Source organism: Streptomyces sp. NPDC051582 (assembly GCF_040681715.1).
Taxonomy (GTDB): Bacteria; Actinomycetota; Actinomycetes; order Streptomycetales; family Streptomycetaceae; genus Streptomyces.
Genome location: NZ_JBFAZJ010000003.1, coordinates 190,107 through 214,350, shown reverse-complemented (window position 1 = coordinate 214,350; position 24,244 = coordinate 190,107). Strand labels below are relative to the sequence as shown.

Below are 24,244 nucleotides of genomic sequence, written 5' to 3'. Positions count from 1 at the left end.
GGACTGACACGTGATGAGAAGCGCACCCCCGACCAGTGCCGCGAGCCAGGGCTCCTGTGCGATGCTCGGCGACGTGGAGACCAGATCTGTCAGCCCGGTGTTCGTCGGCCGAGCCGACGAACTGGCCGTACTCACCGACGCATTGACCCGCGCGGCGGGCGGGGAGCCGCAGGCGATGCTCGTCGGAGGCGAGGCCGGGGTCGGAAAGACCCGCCTCACCGAGGAGTTCCTCTGCGAGGCGGACCGGCGCGGCGCGCTGGTGGCCGTCGGAGGCTGTGTGGAGATCGGGGCGGAGGGCCTTCCCTTCGCCCCGTTCTCGACGGCCCTGCGCACCCTGCACCGCCTGCTCCCGGGGGAGCTGGCCGCCGCGGCCGCGGGCCAGGAGGACGAACTCGCCCGGATCCTCCCCGAGCTCGGCGACACCCCCCGAGGACCGCACGACGAGGAGAGCACCGCCCGGCTCTTCGAGCTGACGGCCCGGATGCTGGAGCGGCTCGCCGCCGACCGCACCCTCGTCCTGGTCCTGGAAGACCTGCACTGGGCGGACACCTCCACCCGGCACCTGCTCTCCTACCTGTTCCGCACCCTCGCGAGCGGCCGGCTCGTCGTCGTCGCCACCTACCGGGCCGACGACGTGCACCGCCGCCACCCGCTGCGCCCGCTGCTCGCCGAACTCGACCGGCTCCGCACCGTCCAGCGCATCGAACTGCCCCGCTTCAACCGGGCCGAGGTGCGCCGCCAGCTCGCCGGCATCCTCGCCTCGCAGCCCGACGAGGCGTTCGTGGACTCCGTCTTCGACCGCTCCGACGGCAACGCCTTCTTCGTCGAGGAACTCGCCGCCTGCAAGAGGAGCGGCTGCCAGGCGGGGCTCACCGAGTCCCTGCGCGACCTGCTGCTCGTCCGCGTCGAGGTGCTGCCCGAGGCCGCCCAGCGCGTGGTGCGGATCGTCGCCGAGGGCGGATCCACCGTGGAGTACCCCCTCCTGCGCGCCGTCGCCGGGCTGAGCGAGGACGAGCTGATCGAGGCACTGCGGGCCGCCGTAGGCGCCAACATCCTCCTCGCCACCCCCGACGGGGACGGCTACCGCTTCCGGCACTCGCTGGTCCGCGAGGCCGTCAGCGACGACCTGCTGCCCGGCGAGCGCGCCCGCGTCAACCGCCGCTACGCCGAGGCGATGGAAGCCGACGACTGGCTGATCCGTGCCGAGGAGCGGGTCATCCGGCTGGCCAGCTACTGGTACTGCGCCAACGACGCGGCCAAGTCGCTGCCCGCCGTGCTCGCCGCCTCGGTCGCCGCCCGCCGCCGGCACGCCTACTCCGAGCAGCTGAACCTGCTGGAGAGGGCGCTGGACCTGTGGGAGAGCGCCCCGGAGGAGGTCCGAGAGGCGCTGCGCCCGGTCGACTACACCGATGTGTACCCTCCGTGCGGCTGCGACCCGGCCACCACCCCGCTGAAGCGGCTCGACCTGCTGGCCGAGGCGACCGTCGCCGCCCGCTTCGGCGGCGAGCGCGAACGCGCCCTCAAGCTCACCAAAACGGCACTGCGGCTGCTGGAGGAGGACCAGGACCCGCTGCGCGCGGCCTGGTTCTGGACCGAACGCTCCCGGCTCATCTCCAGCCTCGCCCGCGGCGACGGCTGGGAGGAACTCGCCAAGGCCCAGGAGCTCGTCAAGGGGCTGCCCCCGTCCCAGGTGCACGCCGAGGTCCTGGTCCGGGCCGCGGGCTGGGGCATGCTCCACAGCCCGGGGCCCGGCAACCTCGAAGCCGCGGAACGCGCCGCGGCCTACGCACGCATGCTGGGGGCCGAAGAGATCGAGCTCAACGCCCGGGTCACGGTCGCCTGCCTGCTCACCGATGCCGGCGAACCCGAGCGCGGACTCGCCGAGATGCTCGTGGTCCGGGAGCGGGCCGCCGAACTCGGGCTCGTCATGTTGGCGGGACGTGTACATATCAACCTCACCTCTCAGCTGGAAAGCATGGGCCGGTCCCGCGAAGCCGTGGAACTGGCCGAACAAGGGGTCGAACTCGTCAAGAAGTCACGGCTGCTGGACACCGAGGCCTGGCTCAGCGGGAACATGGCGGAGAGCCTGTACAGCCTCGGCCGCTGGGACGAGGCGGCCGAAGCCGCCCAGCGCGGTCTGCGCGTCGGCCAGAGCGCGGCCCCGCGCGGCTCCGCCTCCGCACGGCTGTCCTACCTGGCCCTGGCGCGCGGCGAACTGACCGAGGCGAGGGCCCGGCTCACCGCCGCCCACGCACACTTCGGCACCCACGACAGCCAGCCCCAGCACCGCATACCGCTCTACCGCCTCGCCGTCGGCATAGCCGCCGGGGAGGGCCGGATCGCCGACGTCCGCGCGGAGATCACCGACGCGGTCGCCTACGGCTTCCCGCTCGGCCACCACCGCTACGCCTGGCCGCTGCTGCTCGCCGCCGCCTCCGCCGAGGCCGACGCCCGGGGACTCCCGGTCGCCGACGCCGGCCGCGAAGCCGCCCTGAGTGTGCTCCGCGCCGCCGCCCGCGCCCTGGCCACCCCCGTGCCCGTGTGGGCCGCGCACGCCGAGTTCCTCCGAGCCGAGCTGCTGCGGGCCGAGGACCGCGACACCGCCGCCGACTGGGCCGGCGTCGAGGGGGCCATCCGCCCGCTGGAGCGCCCGTACCTGCTGGCCCGCGCCCGCCACCGGCTCGCCGAGGCCCTGCTGGCCTCCGGCGGCGACCGCGAGGCCGCCGCGCTCCTGCTCCGCGCGGCCTACGCCACCGCCGACCGGCTCGGCTCCCGCAGGCTCCGCGAGGACCTGGCCCTGCTGGCCCAGCGCGCCCGGCTCCCGCTGACGGAGGCCGAAGAGCCCGCCGCCCTGCCCGCAACGGCCCCGGACCCCGTCGAAGCCCTGGGCCTGACCAGCCGCGAACGGGACGTCCTGGGTCTGGTCGCGGCAGGCAGGAGCAACCGCCAGATCGCCGAGGAGCTGTTCATCTCCCCGAAGACGGCCAGCGTCCACGTCTCGAACATCCTGGCCAAGCTGGGCGTCGCCGGCCGCGGCGAGGCGGCCGCCCTGGCCCACCGGCTCCGGCTGTTCGAGCCGCTCACTCCCGCGGGGACGGCTCCGCCGGGCGTATGAGCACCGTGCCGGAGTCCAGGTCTATGGGACCGCGTCCCGGATCGCCGTCGTTCACATCGGTCCGGGACAGCTCCAGCCGCTTCTTCTCCTCGTCCGTGTGCTTGCGCCCCGGGTTGAAGAGCTCCTCGATCATGTTGAACACCGCGTCCACCGTGCCTTTCGCCCCCCGCCGGGGCCCCGTCGGTCATCGCACTGTCAGTGTCAGGATCCGGTCGTCGCCCGCCTCCGGCGACCCGCGCCCATCCGTCTCGCTCGTGACCAGCAGCAATCTGTCCCCGCCGAGGGCGATCACCGTGCGCAGCCGGCCGTACTCACCCGTCAGGAAGGCCTCCGGCCCGGCCACCGGATGCGCCCCGGCCAGCGGGATCCGCCACAGCCGCTCGCCCTTCAGCCCGGCCATCCACACCGAGCCCTGCGCCCACGCGATCCCGCTCGGCGAGGCCTCGTCGGTCTTCCAGACGGCCACCGGATCACGCAGGCCCGGCTTGCCCGCCTTCCCCTCGGCCTCCGGCCAGCCGTAGTTCGCACCGGGCTCGATCAGGTTCAGCTCGTCCCAGGTGTTCTGGCCGAACTCGGCCGCCCACAGCCGTTTGTCCTCGTCCCACGCCAGGCCCTGCACATTGCGGTGCCCATAGGAGTAGACGACCGAGTCGGCCTCGGGATTCCCGTGCACCGGCTGCCCGTCCGGGGTCATCCGCAGGATCTTGCCGCCCAGCGACTTCTTGTCCTGCGCGAGCCCGGTCTCGCCGGTCTCACCCGTTCCCGCGTAGAGCATCTTGTCGGGGCCGAAGGCGATCCGGCCCCCGTTGTGGATCAGACCCTTGGGGATTCCCCGCAGCACCGTGTCCGGCGCGCCCAGTTGCTGGCCCGCGTCCCGCTGCTCGTCGTACCGCATCCGGGCGATGCGGTTGTCGGACTCCGTCGTGAAATACGCGTACACCATCCGGTCCGTGGCGTACGAGGGCGACAGCGCGAGCCCCAGCAGCCCGCCCTCGCCGCCCGGGGCCACCCCCGGCACCTCGCCGATCTGCGTCACCGCGCCGGTCGCCGCCGCGACCCTGCTGATCGTCCCCTTGTCCCGCGAGGCGACCAGCAGGTCCCCGCCGGGCAGCGGGGCCACGCCCCAGGGGGACTCCAGGCCCTTGGCGACCTCGCCCGTCACCGTCACGGAGCCCCTGGCCGGCGGCGCGGTCTGCGAGGAGCCGGACGGGGAGCCGGCGGGGCCGGACCCCGATGAGGTGGGCGCCGGGCCCGGTGGTGACGCGCCCGGCTCGGCGGCCGGGCCGCCCGCCGGTGCGCAGCCCGCCGAGAGCAGCGCCCCACAGCCCATCAGGGCGAACGCCGCCAGCACCGCCCGGGTCCGGGTGCGCCGGCCCTCGTACCCCTCGGACGCCCGTGCCTGTCCGTATCGCATCGTCCTGCTCCCCTCCGGTCGGCGATCGCGCCTTTCACCTGTCTCAACAGCTGCGGCACTTCCCGAAGTTCCGGCGCTCGTACACCCGATCGAGTGGTTGTCCCGAGCCCGGAACCGGCTCCGAACCGGCTCCGAACCGGCTCCGAACCGGCCCGGAACCGGCGCGCGCCAGGGCTCAGTCCCAGGCTCCCACCGCCGCCGGCAGGGACGCGATCTCGGCCAGGTCCGCGGCCGTCAGCCGCAGCCGCGCCGCCCCGGCGTTCTCCGCCGCCCAGTGGGCCCGGTCGGCCCCCGGCACCGGCACCACCTGCGGCCCCTGCGCCAGCACCCACGCCAGCGCCACCTGCGCCGCCGTCACCTGAGGCCCGTGCCGCCGCGCCACCCGCCGCAGCCCCGCCACCACCACCTGGTTCGCCGCCATCGACTCCGCCGTGAACCGCGGGTGCCGGGCCCGCACGTCCTCCCACTCGAAGCCCTCGCCGGGCCGGAGCGTCCCGGTCAGGAACCCGCTGCCGAGCGGCATCGCCGCCAGGAACCCCACCCCGCGCGCCGCGCACCAGGGCAGCAGCCGCCGCACCGCCTCCCGGGACCACACCGACAGCTCCGCCTGCACCGCGCTCACCGGGAACACCTGCTGGACCCGCTCCAGGTGCCCCAGGGTCACCTCGTACGCCCGGTCCCCGCGCCGGCCCGCCCCCGGACCGGCGCCCGCCCCCAGCGCGCAGAGCCCCAGCGCCCGCACCTTCCCCGCACCCACCAGCTCCGCCATCGCCCCCCAGGTCTCCTCCACCGGGACGTCCGGATCCACCCGATGCAGCTGGTAGACGTCTATGACGTCCGTCCGGAGCCGCCGCAGCGAGGCGTCGCAGGCCCGCCGCACGTATCCGGGCCGCCCGTCCGCCACCACGTGCTGCTCGCCGGCCCGCAGCCCCACCTTGGCGGACACGAACGCCTCGGCCCGCCGCTCCCGCAGCACCCGCCCCAGCAGCAGCTCGTTGGTGAAGGGCCCGTACAGGTCGGCGGTGTCCAGCAGGTTCGCCCCCAGGTCCAGGGCCGCGTGCACCGTGGCCAGCGACTCGTCGCGGTGGCGCCGCGAGGGCGCGTACGCCCAGCTCATCGGCATGCACCCGAGCCCGACGGCGCCCACCGCCAGCGCACCCGCCCCGATCGACCTGCGCTCCACCCGTGCGTCCCCCTCCCGGTCCGGCAAACAAACTAACGGCTTGATCAGGATCCTTTGGCCTTGGCATAGCCTCCTGGTCATGGATGCAAAGACCGCGGACGTCTGGCTGCCGTTCCCCGCCGAGGAGATCGAGGGCCTCCCCGACGCCTTCACCTACCGGCAGTGGGACGGCGAGGACGCCTTCCCGGCCGACCCGGCCGCCTGCGTCTTCTACGTCACGCCGTACATGAAGTCCCCCGAGGTGACCCTGCGCCCGCTGCCCGGCATGCCGCACCTGGAGGTCGTGCAGACGCTGACCGCTGGCATCGACCACGTCCTGGGCGGCCTCGGCCTGCTGCGTCCCGGCGTACGGCTCTGCAACGCGCGCGGGGTCCACGAGGCGAGCACCGCCGAGCTGGCGCTCACCCTCACGCTCGCCTCGCTGCGCGGGATCCCCAAGATGGTGCGCGGACAGGACCGCGAGGAGTGGCGCTCCGGTTTCTACGACGCCCTCGCCGACAAGTCCGTGCTGATCGTCGGGTACGGGTCCATCGGCGAGGCCATCGAGGACCGGCTCGCACCCTTCGAGTGCGCGCGGGTCGTGCGGGTCGCACGCTCGGCGCGCACCACCACGCGCGGGCCCGTGCACGCTCACGCCGAACTGCCCCGGCTGCTCCCCGGGGCCGACGTGGTGATCCTCTCCACTCCGCTGACGGACGCGACGCGGGGCCTGGCCGACGCCGCGTTCCTGGCCCGGATGAAGGACGGCGCCCTGCTGGTGAACGTGGCGCGCGGTCCCGTCGCCGACACCGCAGCCCTGCTGGCCGAGCTGGGCTCGGGCCGGCTGCGCGCGGCGCTCGACGTCACCGACCCGGAACCGCTGCCCGCCGGCCATCCGCTCTGGCATGCTCCGAACGTCCTGATCACGCCTCACGTGGGCGGCAGCAGCACGGCGTTCGCGCCGCGGGCGCGGCGCCTGGTGGCCCGCCAGCTCCACCGGTTCGCCGCCGGGGAGCCCGTGGAGAACACGGTCCTGGTCACCGACTGACGCCCGGTGCGCACGCTCCGCATCCGTCCGGACGCGCACAGTGGCAACAACTCTCCGCGTGGTAACGCAGAGTAGACCATCTATGTCCCTGAGTGACGAAAGTGGTGTATCGTCCGGAACAAGGGGCTGCAGCGCGTTCGTCTGGCGCTGGGGAGTGATCGGACACTTTGGGGGGCGACGGGCGATGTACGGCCAATGGACGAAGGATCCGATGCGGCACGGCCGCCGGAGGCGGCGCTGCCGGGAATGGGCTGCGCCGGAAACGGCCGGCGAGGGGGACCGGTGAGTGCCCCGGGGGCGGCGCTGCTGGCCAGGCCGCCCGTCTCGGGCGGCGGCGGCAGGAGCCTGGCGATGCAGCTGCTCCTGGCCGTGGTCAGCGGCGGATACGCCGTCGGCGCCGCCCTCGGCTGGGGCTCCGGGGAACTCGCCGAGATCATGGGCGACTTCGGGCTCAGCGCCGCCGCGTTACTCGCCGCCGTCTCCTGCTACACGTACGCACGGACGATCGACAGCCGCGAGCGCCCGGCCTGGCTGCTCTTCGCGTTCTCCTCCCTCATGGGCGCCTGCGGCAACGGCGTCTGGGGCTGGTACGAGGTGGTCCTCGGCGAGACCGTGCCGAAGCCCTCGCTCGCCGACTTCGCCTTCCTCTGCTTCGCGCCGCCCGCCATCGTGGGCCTGCTCGTCCTGGCCAAGCGCCCGGTCACCCGCGCCGGCTGGGTCTGCCTCGGGCTCGACTCCTGGCTCATCGGCGGCTCCCTGCTCACCCTGTCCTGGAGCCTGGCCCTCGCGCACGCGGCGCGGACCGCGCAGTCCGGGGCCCCCGGCAGCGTCCCGCGCGCCGCGCTCTCGCTCGCCTACCCGCTGCTGGACATCGCGCTCGTCTCCATGGTGCTCGTCCTGCACTTCCGGCGCTCCGAGGCCAACCGCTCGGCCGTCAACACCGCCATCGCGGCCCTGGCCCTGACCGTGCTCAGCGACGCCCTCTTCACTTCGCCGCTGCTGAGCGCCGAATACCAGTCCGGTCAGCTGCTCGACGCCGGCTGGTTCGCCGGGTCGCTGCTGCTCGCGTACGCGCCCTGGGGGGCCCGGCGGGCCCACCCGGCCCCGGGGGCGCCGGGGCTCGCCCGCGGCGAGCGGCCGGTCAGCCGCCCCATCACCGGCTCGCTGCCCGCCCTCACGCCGTACCTCGCGGCCGCGGTCTGCACCCTGGGCATCCTGTACAACGTGGTGGACGGCCGGAAGGTGGACCGCGTGGTGGTCTTCACCGGCTGCACGGTGGTCCTCGCCCTCGTCATCCGGCAGGGCATCATGCTCATCGACAACATCGCGCTGACGCAGGAACTCGCCCAGAAGGAGAACCACTTCCGCTCCCTGGTCCAGGGCTCCAGCGACGTCATCATGATCGCCGCCCCCACCGGGACCCTGCGGTACGTCAGCCCCGCGGCGGCCGGGGTCTACGGGCGCGAGGCCGAAGAGCTCGTCGGCACGGAGCTGGCCACCCTGATCCACCCGCACGACCTGGGACGCGTGGTCCACGAGGTGCGCCGCTTCCTGGCCGCGCCGCCCGCCGAGGAACCGACCACCCGCATCGAGTGCCGCTTCAAGTCCGGCGGCGGCGAATGGCTCAACGTGGAGTCGACCGTCAACCGCCACCAGGGCGGTCTCATCCTCAACAGCCGCGACGTCACCGAGCGGGTCCGCCTCCAGGCGCAGCTCCAGCACAGCGCCGAGCACGATCCGCTGACCGACCTGCCCAACCGGGCGCTGTTCACCCGCCGGGTCCGCCAGGCCCTGACCGGGCGCCGCGCCGGGGACCACAGCACGGCCGTGCTCTTCATCGACCTCGACGGGTTCAAGGCGGTCAACGACACCATCGGCCACCAGGCCGGTGACGAACTGCTGATCGAGGCGGCGCGCCGGCTCCAGGACTCGGTGCGCGCCGGGGACACCGCGGCCCGGCTCGGCGGGGACGAGTTCGCGGCACTGATCCTGGGCGACGGCAGCCGAGACCGCAGCGCCCGCGAATACCAGGTGCACGAGATCGCGGACCGGCTGCGCACCACCCTCTCCCAGCCCTACCGGATCGCCGGGAGCGACGTACGGGTCGCCGCCAGCATCGGCGTGGCCTTCGCCGACCCGGGCATCACCCCTTCGGACCTCATGCGCAACGCGGACCTGGCGATGTACCGCGCCAAGGCGGGCGGTAAGGACCGGGTCGAGCTCTACGCGCCCCAGATGCAGGCCGAGGTCGTACGGAAGGCCGAGCTCGCGGGGCGGCTGCGCACCGCGCTCCACGACGGGGAGTTCGCGCTGCTGCACCAGCCCGTGGTCTCGCTGGCGACCGGCGAGGTCACGGCCGTGGCGGCGCAGGCCCGCTGGCGCTCGGCCCAGGGGATCCTGTTCACCCCGGCGGAATTCCTCCGGGTGGCCGAGTACAGCGAGGGCACGGCGACGGGCTCCGCCGGCCGCTCCGGCCGCTCCGGCCTCCCCGCCGGCATGCCCACCCGGGCCGCCGAGCTGGGGCACTGGCTGCTGGAGGAGGCCGTGGCGCAGGCCGCAGAGCGGCACCGGATCGGGCACGACGTACCGGTGGCCGTGCGGATGAGCGCCCAGCGACTGCTGGACCGCGGCGCGCCGCTCGGCTCGGTGGAGGCCCTGCTGACCCGGCACGGGCTGCCATCGGGGGCCCTGGTGATCGAAATGACCGTGTCGGACCCCAGAGTCCCCTTCGACGAGCTGGAGCGGCGTCTGGCGGCCCTGCGCAGGCTCGGGGTCCTGATCTCCCTCGACGGCTTCGGCAGCGGCTACGCGGCCATCAGCGCCCTGCGCAGACTCCCCGTGGACATCCTCAAGGTGGACCGGGGTCTGGTCGAGGGCGTGGTCGAGTCCGCCCGCCTCCACAAGATCACCGCCGGTTTGTTGCGCATTGCAAATGATTTGGGCATGCAGTCGGTGGCCGACGGGGTCGACCTTCCCGAGCAGGTCATGGCCTTGCGCGCAATGGGGTGCACACACGGCCAGGGAGTGGCCTTTTCCGGCCCACTCGACGAGTACAGGCTGCGCCGCGCGCTCGTGCGCGGTACGTTCCCAGTACCGGGCGCAGCGGCCCAGCCCGCCTTGGCCGGTGGTTCGCCCGGGGGCTCGATGGCCATCCGCAGAGGCTCACATAATGAGACGCCCGTCCCACCCGCTTGACATCCCCCTCCCGCCGGAGGGAGGGTCAGTGCCATGCGCACCCGAATTCTCGTACTTGGAAAGCGCGTCGGCTGAAGCTGGGACCAACATGTCCCTGCTCCACACGCCCGACGCGCTCCCCTCGCTTGCCTCCCGGCACGAGGGGTTTTTTGTTGCACTGGCACACCTTCGAATCCTCGTAAAACCCTCAGCTTCGAGAAGAGAATGTCGATGACCGAGCAGGCCACCGGGGCCCACCATCCGCAGCCGCGGCCCCGTTCCGGCGGACACCAGCCCGCCGCAGTTGAGCACGTCACGGGTGCGCAGTCCCTCATCCGCTCTCTCGAAGAGGTGGGGTGCGACACCGTCTTCGGTATCCCGGGCGGGGCCATCCTCCCGGCGTACGACCCGATGATGGACAGCACCAAGGTCCGCCACATCCTGGTCCGCCACGAGCAGGGCGCCGGCCACGCCGCGACCGGCTACGCGCAGGCCACCGGCAAGGTGGGCGTCTGCATGGCCACCTCCGGCCCGGGCGCCACCAACCTGGTCACCCCCATCGCCGACGCGCACATGGACTCCGTGCCGCTCGTCGCGATCACCGGCCAGGTCTCCTCCAAGGCGATCGGCACCGACGCCTTCCAGGAGGCGGACATCGTCGGCATCACGATGCCGATCACCAAGCACAACTTCCTGGTCACCAAGGCCGCGGACATCCCGAAGACCATCGCCGAGGCCTTCCACATCGCCTCCACCGGCCGCCCCGGCCCGGTCCTGGTCGACATCGCCAAGGACGCCCTGCAGTCGAAGACCACCTTCTCGTGGCCGCCGGCGCAGGACCTCCCGGGCTACCGGCCGGTCACCAAGCCGCACGCCAAGCAGATCCGCGAGGCCGCCAAGCTCATCTGCCAGGCCAAGCGCCCCGTCCTGTACGTCGGCGGCGGCGTCATGAAGTCCGGCGCGACCGCCGAGCTGAAGGTCCTGGCCGAGCTCACCGGCGTCCCGGTCACCACCACGCTGATGGCGCTCGGCTCGTTCCCCGACAGCCACCCGCTGCACGTCGGCATGCCGGGCATGCACGGCGCGGTCACCGCCGTCACCGCCCTGCAGAAGTCGGACCTGCTGATCGCGCTCGGCACCCGCTTCGACGACCGGGTCACCGGCAAGCTGGACAGCTTCGCCCCGTTCGCCAAGGTCATCCACGCGGACATCGACCCGGCGGAGATCGGCAAGAACCGCGAGGTCGACGTCCCGATCGTCGGCGACGCCCGCGAGGTCATCGCCGACCTGATCCAGGCCGTCCAGGCCGAGCACACCGAGGGCAACACCGGCGACTACACCGCCTGGTGGAAGGACCTCACCCGCTGGCGCGAGACGTACCCGCTGGGCTACGAGACCCCCGGGGACGGCATGCTCTCCCCGCAGCAGGTCATCCAGCGCATCGGCGAGCTCGCCCCCGAGCACACCATCTACGCGGCCGGCGTCGGCCAGCACCAGATGTGGGCCTCGCACTTCGTCAACTACGAGGAGCCCCGCACCTGGCTGAACTCCGGCGGCGCCGGAACCATGGGCTACGCGGTCCCCGCCGCGATGGGCGCCAAGGTCGGCATGCCGGACCGCACGGTCTGGGCGATCGACGGCGACGGCTGCTTCCAGATGACCAATCAGGAACTGGTCACCTGCGCGCTGAACAACATCCCGATCAAGGTCGCGATCATCAACAACGGTGCGCTGGGCATGGTCCGCCAGTGGCAGACCCTGTTCTACAACCAGCGGTACTCCAACACCGTCCTGCACGCGGACGAGACGGGCCACGGCACCGTCGGATCCCAGCTCGGCGAGTCCACCGCCCCCCGCAAGGGCACCCGCGTCCCGGACTTCGTCAAGCTGTCCGAGGCCATGGGCTGCGTGGCCCTGCGCTGCGAGGACCCGGCCGACCTGGACAAGGTCATCGCCGAAGCCAACGCGATCAACGACCGTACCGTCGTGATCGACTTCATCGTCCACGAAGACGCCATGGTGTGGCCGATGGTCGCCGCCGGCACCTCCAACGACGAGGTCATGGCAGCCCGGGGCGTCCGTCCCGACTTCGGCGACAACGAAGACGACTGAGCCGAGAGAGCCTGAGAGAGAGAACGACTCACATGTCCAAGCACACGCTCTCCGTCCTGGTCGAGAACACGCCCGGCATCCTCGCCCGGATCGCCGCGCTGTTCTCCCGCCGCGGGTTCAACATCGACTCCCTCGCGGTCGGCGTCACCGAGCACCCCGACATCTCGCGCATCACGATCGTCGTGAACGTCGAGGACCTCCCGCTGGAGCAGGTCACCAAGCAGCTGAACAAGCTGGTCAACGTGCTCAAGATCGTCGAGCTGGAGCCGCACCACGCCATCGAGCGCGAACTCGTTCTGGTGAAGGTCCGCGCCGACAACGAGACCCGCTCGCAGATCGTCGAGATCGTCCAGCTGTTCCGCGCCAAGACGGTCGACGTCTCCCCGGAGGCCGTCACCATCGAGGCCACCGGCGGCGCCGACAAGCTCGGCGCGATGCTCAAGATGCTGGAGCCGTTCGGCATCAAGGAGCTCGTCCAGTCCGGCACGATCGCCATAGGGCGCGGCGGCCGGTCCATCACGGACCGCAGCCTGCGCGCGCTCGACCGCAGCGCCTGAACCACCCCCTGACGTCGCGTTGCCTCTCGCATCGCGAGACCAGGAAACTTCCCTATCGTTCCCCGCCGTACGGTGGGAGCAACACCAGCGCACCAAGGAGATATCCCAGTGGCCGAGCTGTTCTACGAGAACGACGCCGACCTGTCCATCATCCAGGGCCGCAAGGTCGCGGTCATCGGCTACGGCAGCCAGGGCCACGCCCACGCGCTGTCGCTGCGTGACTCCGGCGTCGACGTCGTCGTCGGCCTCAAGGAAGGCTCGAAGTCCAAGGCCAAGGCCGAGGAGCAGGGCCTGAAGGTCGTCCCGGTCGCCGAGGCCGCCGCCTGGGCCAACGTCATCATGATCCTGACCCCGGACCCGCTCCAGGCCGAGATCTACGAAGAGTCGATCAAGGAGCACCTGGAGGAGGGCGACGCGCTCTTCTTCGGCCACGGCTTCAACGTCCGCTACGGCTTCATCAAGCCCCCGGCCAACGTGGACGTCGCCCTGGTCGCCCCGAAGGGCCCCGGCCACCTCGTGCGCCGCCAGTACGAGGAAGGCCGCGGCGTGCCCTGCATCGCCGCCGTCGAGCAGGACTTCTCCGGCAGCGCCTTCGCCCTCGCGCTCTCGTACGCGGCCGGCATCGGCGGAACCCGCGCCGGCGTCATCAAGACCACCTTCACCGAGGAGACCGAGACCGACCTGTTCGGTGAGCAGGCCGTCCTCTGCGGTGGCGCCTCCGCGCTGGTCAAGGCCGGTTTCGAGACCCTGACCGAGGCCGGCTACCAGCCGGAGATCGCGTACTTCGAGTGCCTGCACGAGCTGAAGCTCATCGTCGACCTCATGTACGAGGGCGGCCTGGAGAAGATGCGCTGGTCGGTCTCCGAGACCGCCGAGTGGGGCGACTACATCACCGGTCCCCGCATCATCACCGACGCCACCAAGGCCGAGATGAAGCAGGTCCTCGCGGAGATCCAGAGCGGCGAGTTCGCCAACACCTGGATGGCCGAGTACAAGGCCGGTCTGCCGAAGTACAACGAGTACAAGAAGGCCGACGAGGCGCACCTGCTGGAGACCACCGGCAAGAAGCTGCGCAAGCTCATGAGCTGGGTCGACAGCGACGAGAGCTGATCCGTACGCGGCGGGGCCGGGATGACGAGTCCCGGCCCCGCAGCGCATGACCGGGCCGGATCGGACAGCTCCGTACGCGGTGCTTGTCCACCCTGGCCAACCCCGGACGGGTGATCCTTCCGGACAGGCGGAAATCCCTGCGGGATCCGCCACTACACTGCTCAACACAACGCGTCAGGCCCACAGTGTCGTGCGTCTTCCACGCGGCTACCCCCTCCACCGCCTGCGGCCGTCGGGACGGCCGTCCGCACTGGACTTGTGAGGATGACCCACGTGAGCTCGAAACCTGTCGTACTCATCGCCGAAGAGCTGTCGCCCGCCACCGTCGACGCGCTCGGTCCGGACTTCGAGATCCGGCACGTCAACGGAGCCGACCGCGCGGAGCTGCTCCCCGCGATCGTGGACGTCGACGCCATCCTGGTGCGCTCCGCGACCAAGGTCGACGCGGAGGCCATCGCCGCCGCCAAGAAGCTGAGGGTCGTCGCGCGCGCCGGTGTCGGCCTCGACAACGTCGACGTCTCCGCCGCCACCAAGGCCGGCGTGATGGTCGTGAACGCCCCGACCTCCAACATCGTCACCGCCGCCGAGCTCGCCTGCGGCCTGCTCGTCGCCTCGGCCCGCAACATCCCGCAGGCCAACACCGCCCTGAAGAACGGCGAGTGGAAGCGGAACAAGTACACGGGCGTCGAGCTCAGCGAGAAGACCCTCGGTGTCGTCGGCCTCGGCCGCATCGGCGTCCTGGTCGCCCAGCGCATGTCGGCCTTCGGCATGAAGATCGTCGCGTACGACCCCTACGTACAGCCCGCGCGCGCCGCCCAGATGGGCGTCAAGATGCTGACGCTGGACGAGCTGCTTGAGGTCGCCGACTTCATCACCGTGCACCTGCCCAAGACCCCCGAGACCCTCGGTCTCATCGGGGACGAGGCCCTGCACAAGGTCAAGCCGTCCGTCCGCATCGTCAACGCCGCGCGCGGCGGGATCGTGGACGAGGCCGCGCTGTACTCGGCCATCAAGGAGGGCCGCGTCGCCGGGGCCGGCCTCGACGTATACGCGAAGGAGCCCTGCACGGACTCCCCGCTCTTCGAGCTCGACCAGGTCGTCTGCACCCCGCACCTCGGCGCGTCCACGGACGAGGCCCAGGAGAAGGCCGGCATCGCGGTCGCCAAGTCGGTGCGCCTCGCGCTCGCGGGCGAGCTCGTACCGGACGCCGTCAACGTCCAGGGCGGTGTCATCGCCGAGGACGTCCGTCCGGGCCTGCCGCTCGCCGAGAAGCTCGGCCGCATCTTCACCGCTCTCGCGGGCGAGGTCGCGGTCCGGCTCGACGTCGAGGTCTGCGGCGAGATCACCCAGCACGACGTCAAGGTGCTGGAACTGTCCGCCCTCAAGGGTGTCTTCGAGGACGTCGTCGACGAGACGGTCTCCTACGTCAACGCCCCGCTGTTCGCGCAGGAGCGCGGTGTCGAGGTACGTCTGACCACCAGCTCGGAGTCCCCGGACCACCGCAACGTGGTGACCGTGCGCGGCACCCTGTCGGACGGTCAGGAGGTGTCGGTCTCCGGCACGCTCGCCGGCCCGAAGCACCTGCAGAAGATCGTCGGCATCGGCGAGTACGACGTGGACCTGACGCTCGCCGACCAGATGCTCGTACTGCGCTACACCGACCGCCCGGGCGTGGTCGGCACCGTCGGCCGCATCCTCGGCGAAGCCGGCCTCAACATCGCGGGCATGCAGGTCGCCCGCGCCGAGGAGGGCGGCGAGGCGCTCGGCGTCCTCACCGTCGACGCGGAGGTCCCGGTGAACGTCCTCGCGGAGATCTCCGCCGAGATCGGCGCCGTCTCGGCGCGTACGGTCAGCCTCGGCTGACCCGCACGGCACAGGGAAGGGCCCGGGGAACTCCCCGGGCCCTTCCCTGTGTTCCGCCGCCGCTCGCCCCTTCGCTACGGGGATCAGGTGTACGGGGACCAGGCCGCGAGGGCCGGACCCTGCCCGGCGGGCTCCTCGGCGGGCCGCCCCGCGGCCCCGGGCCCCCGCAGCAGGGTGGCGGCGAGCAGGGCCGCCGCCAGCAGCAGGGCCGTACCGCCCCAGGCGGCGTACTGCATGCCGTGGACGAAGGCCTCGCGGGCCAGGGCCAGCAGCTGCTCCCCGGCAGGCCCGCCGAGCTGCCCGGCGGTGGCCACGGCCCCGCCCAGGGTCTCCCGCACGGCGGGCTCCGCGCCCGACAGGTCGGAGCGGTAGACGGCGGTGCCGAGGCTGCCCAGGACCGCCATGCCGAGCGCGCCGCCGAACTCCTGGCCCGTCTCCAGCAGGGACGCGGCCGAGCCGGCCTTCTCGGCGGGGGCCGCGCCCAGGGCCATGTCGGAGACCAGGGACATCACGGTGACGATGCCGCAGGCCAGCACTCCGGCGCCGGTCAGCAGCAGCCACAGGCAATCGCTGCCGACCAGCGCGATCAGGGCGAACCCGGCGGCGGCGAGGGCGAAGCCGCCGGCGATGACGTGGGCCCGGTCGGTCCTCTGGGCCAGGGCCGCGCTGAGGGGGGCGGCGGCGCCGATGAGGAGCGAGGGCGCGAGGCTCCACAGGGCGGCTTCCAGCGTGCCCATCCCGAGCACCGACTGCAGGTACTGGGTGGTGAAGTAGGCCGAGCCCATCATCGCGAAGGCGGCGATGGTGTTGAGGACGATCCCGGCGCCGAATCCGCGGCCCCGGAAGAGGGCCCGGCTGACCATGGCGTCGCCACGGGTGCGCTGGCGGCGGACGAAGGCGTACCCGAAGGCCAGGCCCACGGCGACGGAGGCGGTGTAGAGCGGCTCCGGGCCCTCGGCGGCGATCTCCTTGAGGCCGTACACGACCGGGAGCACGGCGGCCGTCGACAGCGGGACGCTCAGCAGGTCGAAGCGGCCGGGCGCCGGGTCCTTGAACTCCGGGACCAGCACCGGGACGAGGGCCAGCAGGAGCAGCATCGCAGGCACGTTGATCAGGAAGACCGAGCCCCACCAGAAGTGGTTCAGCATCACGCCGCTCATCACCGAGCCGAGGGCGATGCCGCCGGTCATGGCCCCGGACCAGATGGCGATGGCCCGGCCGCGCTGCCCGTCGTCCTCGAAGAGGTTGCGCACGAGGGCCAGGGTGGAGGGCATCAGGGTCGCGCCGCCGATCCCGAGCAGCACGCGGGCCGCGATCAGCATCTCGGCGCTGGTGGCGTAGGCGGCGCAGACGGAGGCGAGCCCGAAGGCGGTCGCGCCCGTCAGCAGCAGCTTGCGGCGGCCGATCCGGTCTCCGAGCGAACCCATCGTGATGAGCAGGCCGGCCAGCGCGAAGGCGTAGCTGTCGAAGATCCAGAGCTGCTGGGTGGCGCTCGGGTCGAGCTCGCGGGTGATCGCCGGGATGGCGAAGTAGAGGACGGAGACGTCCATCGAGACCAGGAGCAGCGGCAGCAGGAGGACGGTGAAGGCGATCCATTCCCGGCGGCCCGCGGGACGTGCGGCGGAGTGCGTCATGAGCAGCAATGTACAAGTGTCATAAACACTTGTCTAGTACGGCTGTATGGAACGGTTGTATGGGACGGCTGTCTTGATACGGTGAGGGCATGGGACACCGCGAAGATCTGCTCGAAGGGGCCAAGAAGTGCCTGGCCGAGAAGGGTTTCGCGCGGACGACCGCGCGGGACATCGTCAACGCCTCGGGCGCGAACCTGGCGTCGATCGGCTACCACTACGGCTCGAAGAACGCCCTGCTCACGCAGGCGTTCATCGCCATGGCCGAGGAGTGGGGCGACTCCTTCAAGCCGGACGTCACGGGGGAGGGCGGCTCGCTGGAGCGCTTCCACTCGGTCTGGGACGCAATGATCGGACAGCGCGATCAGGCGGCCCCGATGTGGGCGGCCAGCCTGGAGATCGCGATGAACCGCGACCGGCTGCCGGAGCTGCGGGAGATGGTCGTGGCCTCGGAGGGCGAGGGGCGCAAGGGGCTGACCGAGATGTTCACGGGCATCCCGGAGGGGCAGCTCGAAGAGCGGGACGTCCGGACCCTGGGAGGGCTGTACCAGGTGCTGGTCGCCGGGATGATGGTGCAGTGGCTGTACAACCCCGAGAACGCGGTCACCGCCGACGAGTTGACCGAGGGCATGCGCCGCGCCGCGCAGAAGATGGTGAACGGCGAGGACGCCGGAGCCGACGCCCCCGCCTGAGCCGTTCGGCCGTTCGACCGGCCGGTGGTTCAGCCGTACAGGCGGGCCGCCTTGAGGGCCATGTGGAGCAACAGCCGGTCCTCGCCCTCGTCCAGGTCCAGGCCGGTCAGCTGTTCCACCCGGGCGAGCCGGTAGTACAGGGTCTGGCGGTGGATGCCCAGGGCCGCCGCCGCACGCCCCGCCTGGCCCGCGCAGTCCAGGAACAGCTCGGCGGTGCGGGCCAGTTCCCGGTGCGCGGGCTCCAGCAGGACCCGCGTCGCCGGGTCGCCCGCCGGACCCGCGGCCGCCAGTGCCGCCAGCATCCGGTACGGGCCGATCATCGACCACCGGGCCACCGGCCCGAACCGGGGCTGGGCCGCGGCCGCCTGCGCCGCCGCCGAGGCCTGCGACCAGGCGTCGGCCAGCGCCGCCAGCCCCCGCCGGGGCTCCGCGATCCCGGCGCTCGCGCCGCCGCCCGCCAGCAGCCGGGTCGCGACGCCCTCGGCGGGAACGAGCACCTCGGCCGAGCGGAGCCTGACCAGCACGGCGAGCGCCTGCCCGGCCCGTCGGCCCGGCCGGTCCCCGGAAGCGGCGCCCGAGCCCGAGCCGGGCCCGGCCCCGGAGCCACCCTCCGCCCCGGCCCCGCCGGCCCCGCCGACCCGGCCGTCGTCATCGCCGGCCCCCGGCCACGGGACCGTGCACACCGCCGCCGTGCCCGGTACCGACGCGGGCGCCTCGCCGGGCCACGGCGTCACGCACACCACCGCGTGCAGCCCGTCGGCGCCCGGGCCCAGCGCCAGCCGCAGTGCGGCCACCGCCATGTCCTGCTGCCACCCCCGCCCGGCCACGAGCACCGCCCGGAACTCCCGGGACAGGTCGGCCCCCGCCTTCGCCTCCTCGGCGAGCAGGATCCCGATCCGCTCGGCCACCTCCATGGCCGCCGCCAGGGCGTCCGGACCCGGGCCGGGCTCCTGGTCGAGGAGCCACACGTACCCCTGCACGATCCCGCGGTACCGCACCGGCAGGCAGATCCGCCCCCGGAAGACCCCCGCGTCGGGCGCCGCCGGGATGCGCACCGGCCCGGTCGCCCGCGCGATGCCGAAGGCCTCGAACCAGGACCGCACGGCCGCCGTCGACTGCCGGGTCAGGATCGAACGGGTGCGGACGGGGTCCATCGCGAGGTCGTCCTCGCTGTCGTGCGCGCCGAAGGCGATGAGGCGGAAATCCCGGTTCTCCAGCGTCGCCGGGGCGCCGAGGAGCGCCGAGATCTCATCCACCAGGTCCTGGTAATCGCCTTTCACCCGGACATTCTCCCACTCGGAAACCCGGTCTTCAGACAGATGTATGAGATCGGGGACACGGATGCGTGACAGCTGTCGATGGCAGAGGATCAAAGCGATCCTTAGGTTTCACGGTGGTTTTACATGCGTTTTCTTTACGGCCCCGCCCACCCCCTCGCGGACCGTACGACTGCTTCTGCCACCTGTTGGAGGTGCCCCGTGCTGGGTCCCGCGATCCTCGCCGCTTCGCGCAGCGACAAGATGCGCCGAATCGTCTCTGCCGCCCCGGTGACCAAGCCCGTGGTGAACCGGTTCATCCCCGGTGAGACGGTCGACCAGGTCATCCCGATCGTCGTGGACCTCACGGAGAAGGGCCTGGAGCTCACGCTCGACGTGGTGGGCGAGGACATCACCACGGTGGAGCAGTCCCACGCCGCGCGTGACGCCTACCTCGACCTCATCGAGCACCTGGCGGGCCTGGGCCTCGGCGAGAAGGCCGAGATGTCGGTCAAGCTGTCGATGTTCGGCCAGGCGCTGGAGGGCGGCCACGAGCTCGCGCTCGCCAACGTCCGCCCGGTGGTCGAGGCCGCCGCGGCCATCGGCACCACCGTCACGCTGGACGCCGAGGACCACACCACCCTCGACTCGATGTTCGCCATCCACGAGGAGCTGCGCCGCGACTTCCCGCAGACCGGCTGTGTGATCCAGGCGTACCTCTTCCGCACCGAGGGCGACGCCCGCCGCCTGGCCGCCGCCGGCAGCCGCGTCCGGATCGTGAAGGGCGCGTACAAGGAGCCGGCCGAGGTCGCGTACCAGGACAAGGCCGAGATCGACAAGGCGTACGTCCGCATCCTGAAGACGCTGATGGACGGCGAGGGCTACCCGATGATCGGGTCGCACGACCCGCGCCTGATCGCCATCGCGCAGGAGCTCGCCCGCAAGGCCGGGCGCAAGCTGGACGAGTACGAGTTCCAGATGCTGTACGGCATCCGCGGCGAGGAGCACCTGCGGCTCGCCGCCGAGGGCCACCGCATGCGCGTCTACACCGCGTACGGGACGGACTGGTACGGCTACTTCATGCGGCGCCTCGCCGAGAAGCCCGCCAACCTCCTGTTCTTCCTCCGCTCGATGATCACCAAGAACTAGCCCAGAACCAGGTCAAGGAGTTACCAGCCCCATGGATGCTGTGACCCAGGTCCCCGTGCCGGTCAACGAGCCGGTCCACTCGTACGCCCCCGGCACCCCGGAGCGCGCGCGCCTCGAAACGCAGCTGAAGCAGCTGTCCGAGAACCCGATCGACCTGCCGATGACGATCAACGGCGTCAAGCGGATGGGCGGCGGCGAGCGCTTCGACGTCGTGCAGCCGCACGACCACAAGTCGGTCATCGGCACGTACGCGAACGCCACCGAGGCCGACGCCCAGGAGGCCGTCGACGCCGCCCTGGCCGCCGCCCCGGCCTGGCGCTCGATGTCCTTCGACGACCGCGCCGCGATCATCCTGCGCGCCGCCGAGCTGCTGTCCGGCCCGTGGCGCGAGAAGCTGGCCGCCTCCACCATGCTGGGCCAGTCGAAGACGGCGCAGCAGGCCGAGATCGACACCCCGTGCGAGCTCGTCGACTTCTGGCGCTTCAACGTCCACTTCGCCCGCCAGATCCTGGCCGAGCAGCCGGTCGCGAACTCCGCCGGCGTGTGGAACCGCAGCGACCACCGCCCGCTCGAAGGCTTCGTCTACGCGATCACGCCGTTCAACTTCACGGCCATCGCGGGCAACCTGCCGACCGCCCCCGCCCTGATGGGCAACGTGGTCGTGTGGAAGCCGTCCCCGACGCAGACCCACTCCGCGGTCCTCCTGATGGAGCTCCTGGAGGAGGCCGGTCTGCCGAAGGGCGTCATCAACCTGGTGACGGGCGACGGCATCGCCGTCTCCGAGGTGGCCCTGAACCACCCCGAACTGGCCGGCATCCACTTCACCGGCTCGACCAAGACCTTCCAGTACCTGTGGAAGACGGTCGGCAACAACATCGAGAAGTACAAGTCCTACCCGCGCCTGGTCGGCGAGACCGGCGGCAAGGACTTCGTCGTCGCGCACCCGTCCGCGGACCGCGCCGTCCTGAAGACCGCGCTGACCCGCGGCTCCTTCGAGTTCCAGGGCCAGAAGTGCTCGGCGTCCTCGCGCGCCTACGTCCCGGCCTCGATCTGGAACGACGGCTTCAAGGAGGCCTTCGCGGCCGAGGTCGACGGCATCACCATGGGCCCGGTCACCGACCTGACCAACTTCATCGGCGCCGTCATCGACGAGCGCTCCTTCGCGAAGAACAAGGCCGCGATCGACCGCGCCAAGGCCGACCCGACCTGCGAGATCGTCGCCGGCGGCACCTACGACGACTCGGAGGGCTACTTCGTCCGCCCGACCGTCATCGCGTGCACCGACCCGGAGAACGAGGTCTTCACGACCGAGTACTTCGGCCCGATCCTGGCGATCCACGTGTACGAGGACGCCGAGTTCGACGCGATGCTGGCCCAGATGGAGTCGGTGTCGGCGTACGCGCTGACCGGCTCGATCATCGCGGGTGACCGCTACGCGGCCGCCGACGCGATGGAGAAGCTCCGCTTCGCGGCGGGCAACTTCTACATCAACGACAAGTCGACCGGCGCCGTGGTCGGCCAGCAGCCCTTCGGCGGCGGCCGCGCCTCGGGTACGAACGACAAGGCGGGCGCCGCCTCGAACCTGATGCGCTGGACCTCGACGCGCTCCATCAAGGAGACGCTGGTCGCGCCGACGGACTACGCGTACCCGCACATGGGCTGACCCGGGCCCCCTGCTGAACCCCGCCCCCGTTCCGGTACCCCCAAGTCCGGATCGGGGGCGGTCCCAGTTCCCGACCCGTCGGTCAGGGGATCATGACCACCTTGCCGAGGTTGCGCCGCTCCTCGATCAGGGCGTGCGCGCGGGCCGCCTCGGCCAGCGGGATCTCCCCGTGCACCGCGGGGCGCAGGGAGCCCTGCGCGTACGCCTTCCACAGCTCGCGCCGCCAGCGCTCGTACTCCTCGGGCCGGCCCTGGGCGACGGCCCGGATCTGGAACCCGATCATCGAGGCGCCGCGCACCAGCAGTTCGTACGCCTCCACCGAGCCGCCGCCGGAGCCGTACGCCACCAGCCGGCCGCCCGTGGCCAGGGCCCGCACGGCGGGGCCGAGCAGTTCGCCGCCGACCCCGTCGAGGACCACGTCGTACGGTTCGCCCCAGGCGGCCGGGTCCCCGTACAGCACCACCTCGTCGGCGCCGAGGCTCCGTACGAACCCGGCCTTGTCCGGGCTGGAGACGGCGGCGACCAGCCGCCCCGCCCCGCCCGCCCGGGCCACTTGGAGCGCGAGGCTGCCGACCCCGCTCGCGGCGGCCGTCACCAGCACGGACTCCCCGGGGCGGATCCGCCCGGCCTCCCAGGCACCCCGGGCGACGAGCCCGCTGCGCACGAGTGCGACGGCGTCCACGGAGCTCGCCCCGTCGGGGACTGCGGCGGCGAAGGGGGCCGCGAGCAGCGCGTATTCGGCGTAAGCGTGGCCGAAGCACAGCCCGGTGACGCGCGCGCCGAGGGCGAAGCCGTGCACCCCCGCGCCGAGCGCGGTCACGGTCCCGGCGACCTCGCCGCCCAGCGGCACCGGCCCGGCGCCCTCCCGCACCTTGCGCACGACGGGCAGCGTGACCCCGACGGCCTCGACCGCGACGAGCAGCTCCCCGGGGCCGGGGACGGGCACGGCCACGTCCTCGGCGAACAACACCTCGGGGCCGCCGTTGACCTCGTGGCGGATGCGCAGCACAGGACCTCCCGGACGGAGTCGGATTCATTGGGGATCCCAACGGTATACGAGATCGTGGGGAATGCCAATGAATTGTTAGGCTGGGTCCATGACCTCGGCCCTCGCACACATCCAGTCCCTCCCGAGCTGGCTCGTCGGACGGGTCGCGGCACGCGGCCGCGGCCTGGTCGCCGAGGCGCTCGCCGGGGAAGGACTGAAGCTCGCGCACCACGCCGTGCTGGCGGCGACCGCGGAGCACGGCCCGGTGGCCCAGGCCGATCTCGGCCGCCTGCTCGGGATCGACCCCAAGGACCTGGTCGGGCTCCTCAATCACCTGGAAGGCGCCGGCCTCCTCCTGCGGGCCCCGGATCCGGCGGACCGCCGCAAGAACGCCGTCACCCTCACCCCGGCGGGCGGGGATGCCCTCACCCGCTGCGCCGCCCTGGCCGAAACGGCGAACGCGGAGTTCCTCGCCCCCCTCACCCCGGCGGAGCGCGAGCGGCTGACGGCCCTCCTGACCCGCCTGCACGAGGCCCCGTAGGCCTCAGACCTCGGTCATGACCTGGTCCAGGGACTTCCGGAGCAGGTCCGGGACCTCGCAGTCGTCCGCCGGGTAGCCGACCGGGATGACCGCGAACGCCTTCTCGTTCTCCGGGCGGTGCAGGACCTGGGAGAGGAAGCGCATCGGGCTCGGGGTGTGGATCAGGGCGGCGAGGCCGCTGAGGTGGAGGGCGGTCAGGAGCATGCCGACCGCGATGCCGACCGATTCGTCCGCGTAGTAGTGCTTGCGCTTGGCGCCGTCCGGGCCGAGCCAGTAGCGCTGCCGGAAGACGACGAGCAGGGCCGGGGCGTCGGTCAGGTGGGTCTTGACGGCGTCCGTGCCCAGGGGGCGCAGGGCCGCCAGCCACTCCTCGCCGAGGCGCCCGTCGTACGAGAGCAGCTCCTCCCGCTCGGCGGCCTCGCGGATCCGCCGGCGCACCTGCGGGTCCTTGACCAGGACGAAGGTCCACGGCTGCTGGTGGGCCCCGGAGGGGGCGGTCGCCGCGCAGGCGATCGCGTCGCGTACGACCTGTTCGGGGACGGGGTCGGGGGAGAAGTGGCGGACGGTCCGCCGCTCGTCCATGCGCTTGCGCAACTCCGCGGCCCGCGCGAGCGATTCCGCGCTCGGCAGCCGCGCGGGCCGGTAGGCGACGGGCTGGTAGGGCGCACCGTGGGTGGGGGTCCACTGCCGGGTCTCGGGAGGCATGCACCGATCCTCGGGCGTGCGGACGCGCGGGGGCACGGCCCGTTCCGGTCGCCCTCGCGGATTT

At 72.2% G+C, this 24,244-nt stretch carries 18 protein-coding genes; 11 read left to right on the top strand and 7 right to left on the bottom strand.

The annotated features are described in order from the left end of the window. The first annotated feature begins 61 nt into the window (after positions 1-61). Complete coding sequence (locus AB0M92_RS06540; protein WP_366101156.1) at positions 62-3,115, top strand: AAA family ATPase; 3,054 nt, start codon at positions 62-64, stop codon at positions 3,113-3,115. On the opposite strand, the gene AB0M92_RS06535 is transcribed toward AB0M92_RS06540, so the two are convergent. From AB0M92_RS06535 to AB0M92_RS06525, 3 genes are all read right to left on the bottom strand, one after another. Next, positions 3,081-3,248 (bottom strand): DUF6191 domain-containing protein, encoded by a 168-nt coding sequence (locus tag AB0M92_RS06535; RefSeq protein ID WP_324615927.1) that lies wholly within the window; start codon positions 3,246-3,248, stop codon positions 3,081-3,083. The two genes, AB0M92_RS06540 and AB0M92_RS06535, sit on opposite strands and share 35 nt — an antisense overlap. Positions 3,249-3,299: 51 nt before the next feature. Further along, positions 3,300-4,445 carry a PQQ-dependent sugar dehydrogenase gene (locus AB0M92_RS06530; protein ID WP_366101155.1) on the bottom strand — a complete coding sequence of 382 codons (1,146 nt, stop codon included), beginning with the start codon at positions 4,443-4,445 and terminating at the stop codon, positions 3,300-3,302. A 259-nt stretch (positions 4,446-4,704) separates the two neighbouring features. Continuing rightward, positions 4,705-5,712: an aldo/keto reductase gene (locus tag AB0M92_RS06525; protein WP_366100963.1), complete on the bottom strand. Its 1,008-nt coding sequence runs from the start codon at positions 5,710-5,712 to the stop codon at positions 4,705-4,707. A 79-nt stretch (positions 5,713-5,791) separates the two neighbouring features. Here AB0M92_RS06525 and AB0M92_RS06520 point away from each other — a divergent pair, with 79 nt between their 5' ends. The 6 genes from AB0M92_RS06520 (at position 5,792) to serA (ending at position 15,555) form a co-directional block, all read left to right on the top strand. Beyond that, complete coding sequence (locus tag AB0M92_RS06520) at positions 5,792-6,739, top strand: 2-hydroxyacid dehydrogenase (RefSeq protein ID WP_366100962.1); 948 nt, start codon at positions 5,792-5,794, stop codon at positions 6,737-6,739. Positions 6,740-7,090: 351 nt separating this feature from the next. Further along, positions 7,091-9,934 carry an EAL domain-containing protein gene (locus tag AB0M92_RS06515; protein ID WP_366101154.1) on the top strand — a complete coding sequence of 948 codons (2,844 nt, stop codon included), beginning with the start codon at positions 7,091-7,093 and terminating at the stop codon, positions 9,932-9,934. Between the two features lie 204 nt (positions 9,935-10,138). Continuing rightward, a complete protein-coding gene (locus tag AB0M92_RS06510; RefSeq protein WP_366100961.1) occupies positions 10,139-12,025 on the top strand; it encodes an acetolactate synthase large subunit in 1,887 nt (628 codons plus the stop codon). Between the two features lie 32 nt (positions 12,026-12,057). After that, on the top strand, positions 12,058-12,582 hold the full coding sequence (gene ilvN, locus AB0M92_RS06505) for an acetolactate synthase small subunit (RefSeq protein WP_366100960.1): 525 nt from the start codon (positions 12,058-12,060) through the stop codon (positions 12,580-12,582). A 108-nt stretch (positions 12,583-12,690) separates the two neighbouring features. Further along, positions 12,691-13,692: a ketol-acid reductoisomerase gene (ilvC, locus tag AB0M92_RS06500; RefSeq protein WP_366100959.1), complete on the top strand. Its 1,002-nt coding sequence runs from the start codon at positions 12,691-12,693 to the stop codon at positions 13,690-13,692. Between the two features lie 273 nt (positions 13,693-13,965). Continuing rightward, positions 13,966-15,555 (top strand): phosphoglycerate dehydrogenase, encoded by a 1,590-nt coding sequence (gene serA, locus AB0M92_RS06495; RefSeq protein WP_366100958.1) that lies wholly within the window; start codon positions 13,966-13,968, stop codon positions 15,553-15,555. Between the two features lie 83 nt (positions 15,556-15,638). Here serA and AB0M92_RS06490 read toward each other — a convergent pair whose 3' ends face one another. Then, entirely contained in the window at positions 15,639-17,189 is a 1,551-nt protein-coding gene (locus tag AB0M92_RS06490; protein WP_366100957.1) for an MFS transporter, read from the bottom strand. 89 nt (positions 17,190-17,278) lie between these two features. On the opposite strand from AB0M92_RS06490, the gene AB0M92_RS06485 reads away from it, so the two are divergent. Beyond that, positions 17,279-17,878: a TetR/AcrR family transcriptional regulator gene (locus AB0M92_RS06485; protein WP_366100956.1), complete on the top strand. Its 600-nt coding sequence runs from the start codon at positions 17,279-17,281 to the stop codon at positions 17,876-17,878. 29 nt (positions 17,879-17,907) lie between these two features. Here AB0M92_RS06485 and AB0M92_RS06480 read toward each other — a convergent pair whose 3' ends face one another. After that, a complete protein-coding gene (locus AB0M92_RS06480) occupies positions 17,908-19,158 on the bottom strand; it encodes a helix-turn-helix domain-containing protein (protein ID WP_366100955.1) in 1,251 nt (416 codons plus the stop codon). A gap of 198 nt (positions 19,159-19,356) precedes the next feature. Here AB0M92_RS06480 and AB0M92_RS06475 point away from each other — a divergent pair, with 198 nt between their 5' ends. Both AB0M92_RS06475 and pruA read left to right on the top strand, forming a co-directional pair. Next, positions 19,357-20,283, top strand: coding sequence for a proline dehydrogenase family protein (locus AB0M92_RS06475; protein ID WP_366100954.1), 927 nt, complete (start codon positions 19,357-19,359; stop codon positions 20,281-20,283). A gap of 31 nt (positions 20,284-20,314) precedes the next feature. Further along, positions 20,315-21,946 carry an L-glutamate gamma-semialdehyde dehydrogenase gene (gene pruA, locus AB0M92_RS06470; protein ID WP_366100953.1) on the top strand — a complete coding sequence of 544 codons (1,632 nt, stop codon included), beginning with the start codon at positions 20,315-20,317 and terminating at the stop codon, positions 21,944-21,946. A gap of 82 nt (positions 21,947-22,028) precedes the next feature. Here the strand turns inward: pruA and AB0M92_RS06465 are convergent, their stop codons facing one another. Continuing rightward, positions 22,029-22,955, bottom strand: coding sequence for a zinc-binding dehydrogenase (locus AB0M92_RS06465; RefSeq protein WP_366100952.1), 927 nt, complete (start codon positions 22,953-22,955; stop codon positions 22,029-22,031). 88 nt (positions 22,956-23,043) lie between these two features. Between AB0M92_RS06465 and AB0M92_RS06460 the strand changes: the two genes are divergently transcribed. Next, positions 23,044-23,475, top strand: coding sequence for a MarR family transcriptional regulator (locus AB0M92_RS06460; RefSeq protein WP_366100951.1), 432 nt, complete (start codon positions 23,044-23,046; stop codon positions 23,473-23,475). Between the two features lie 3 nt (positions 23,476-23,478). Here the strand turns inward: AB0M92_RS06460 and AB0M92_RS06455 are convergent, their stop codons facing one another. Beyond that, a complete protein-coding gene (locus AB0M92_RS06455; RefSeq protein ID WP_366100950.1) occupies positions 23,479-24,180 on the bottom strand; it encodes a nitroreductase family protein in 702 nt (233 codons plus the stop codon). Positions 24,181-24,244: the final 64 nt, after the last annotated feature.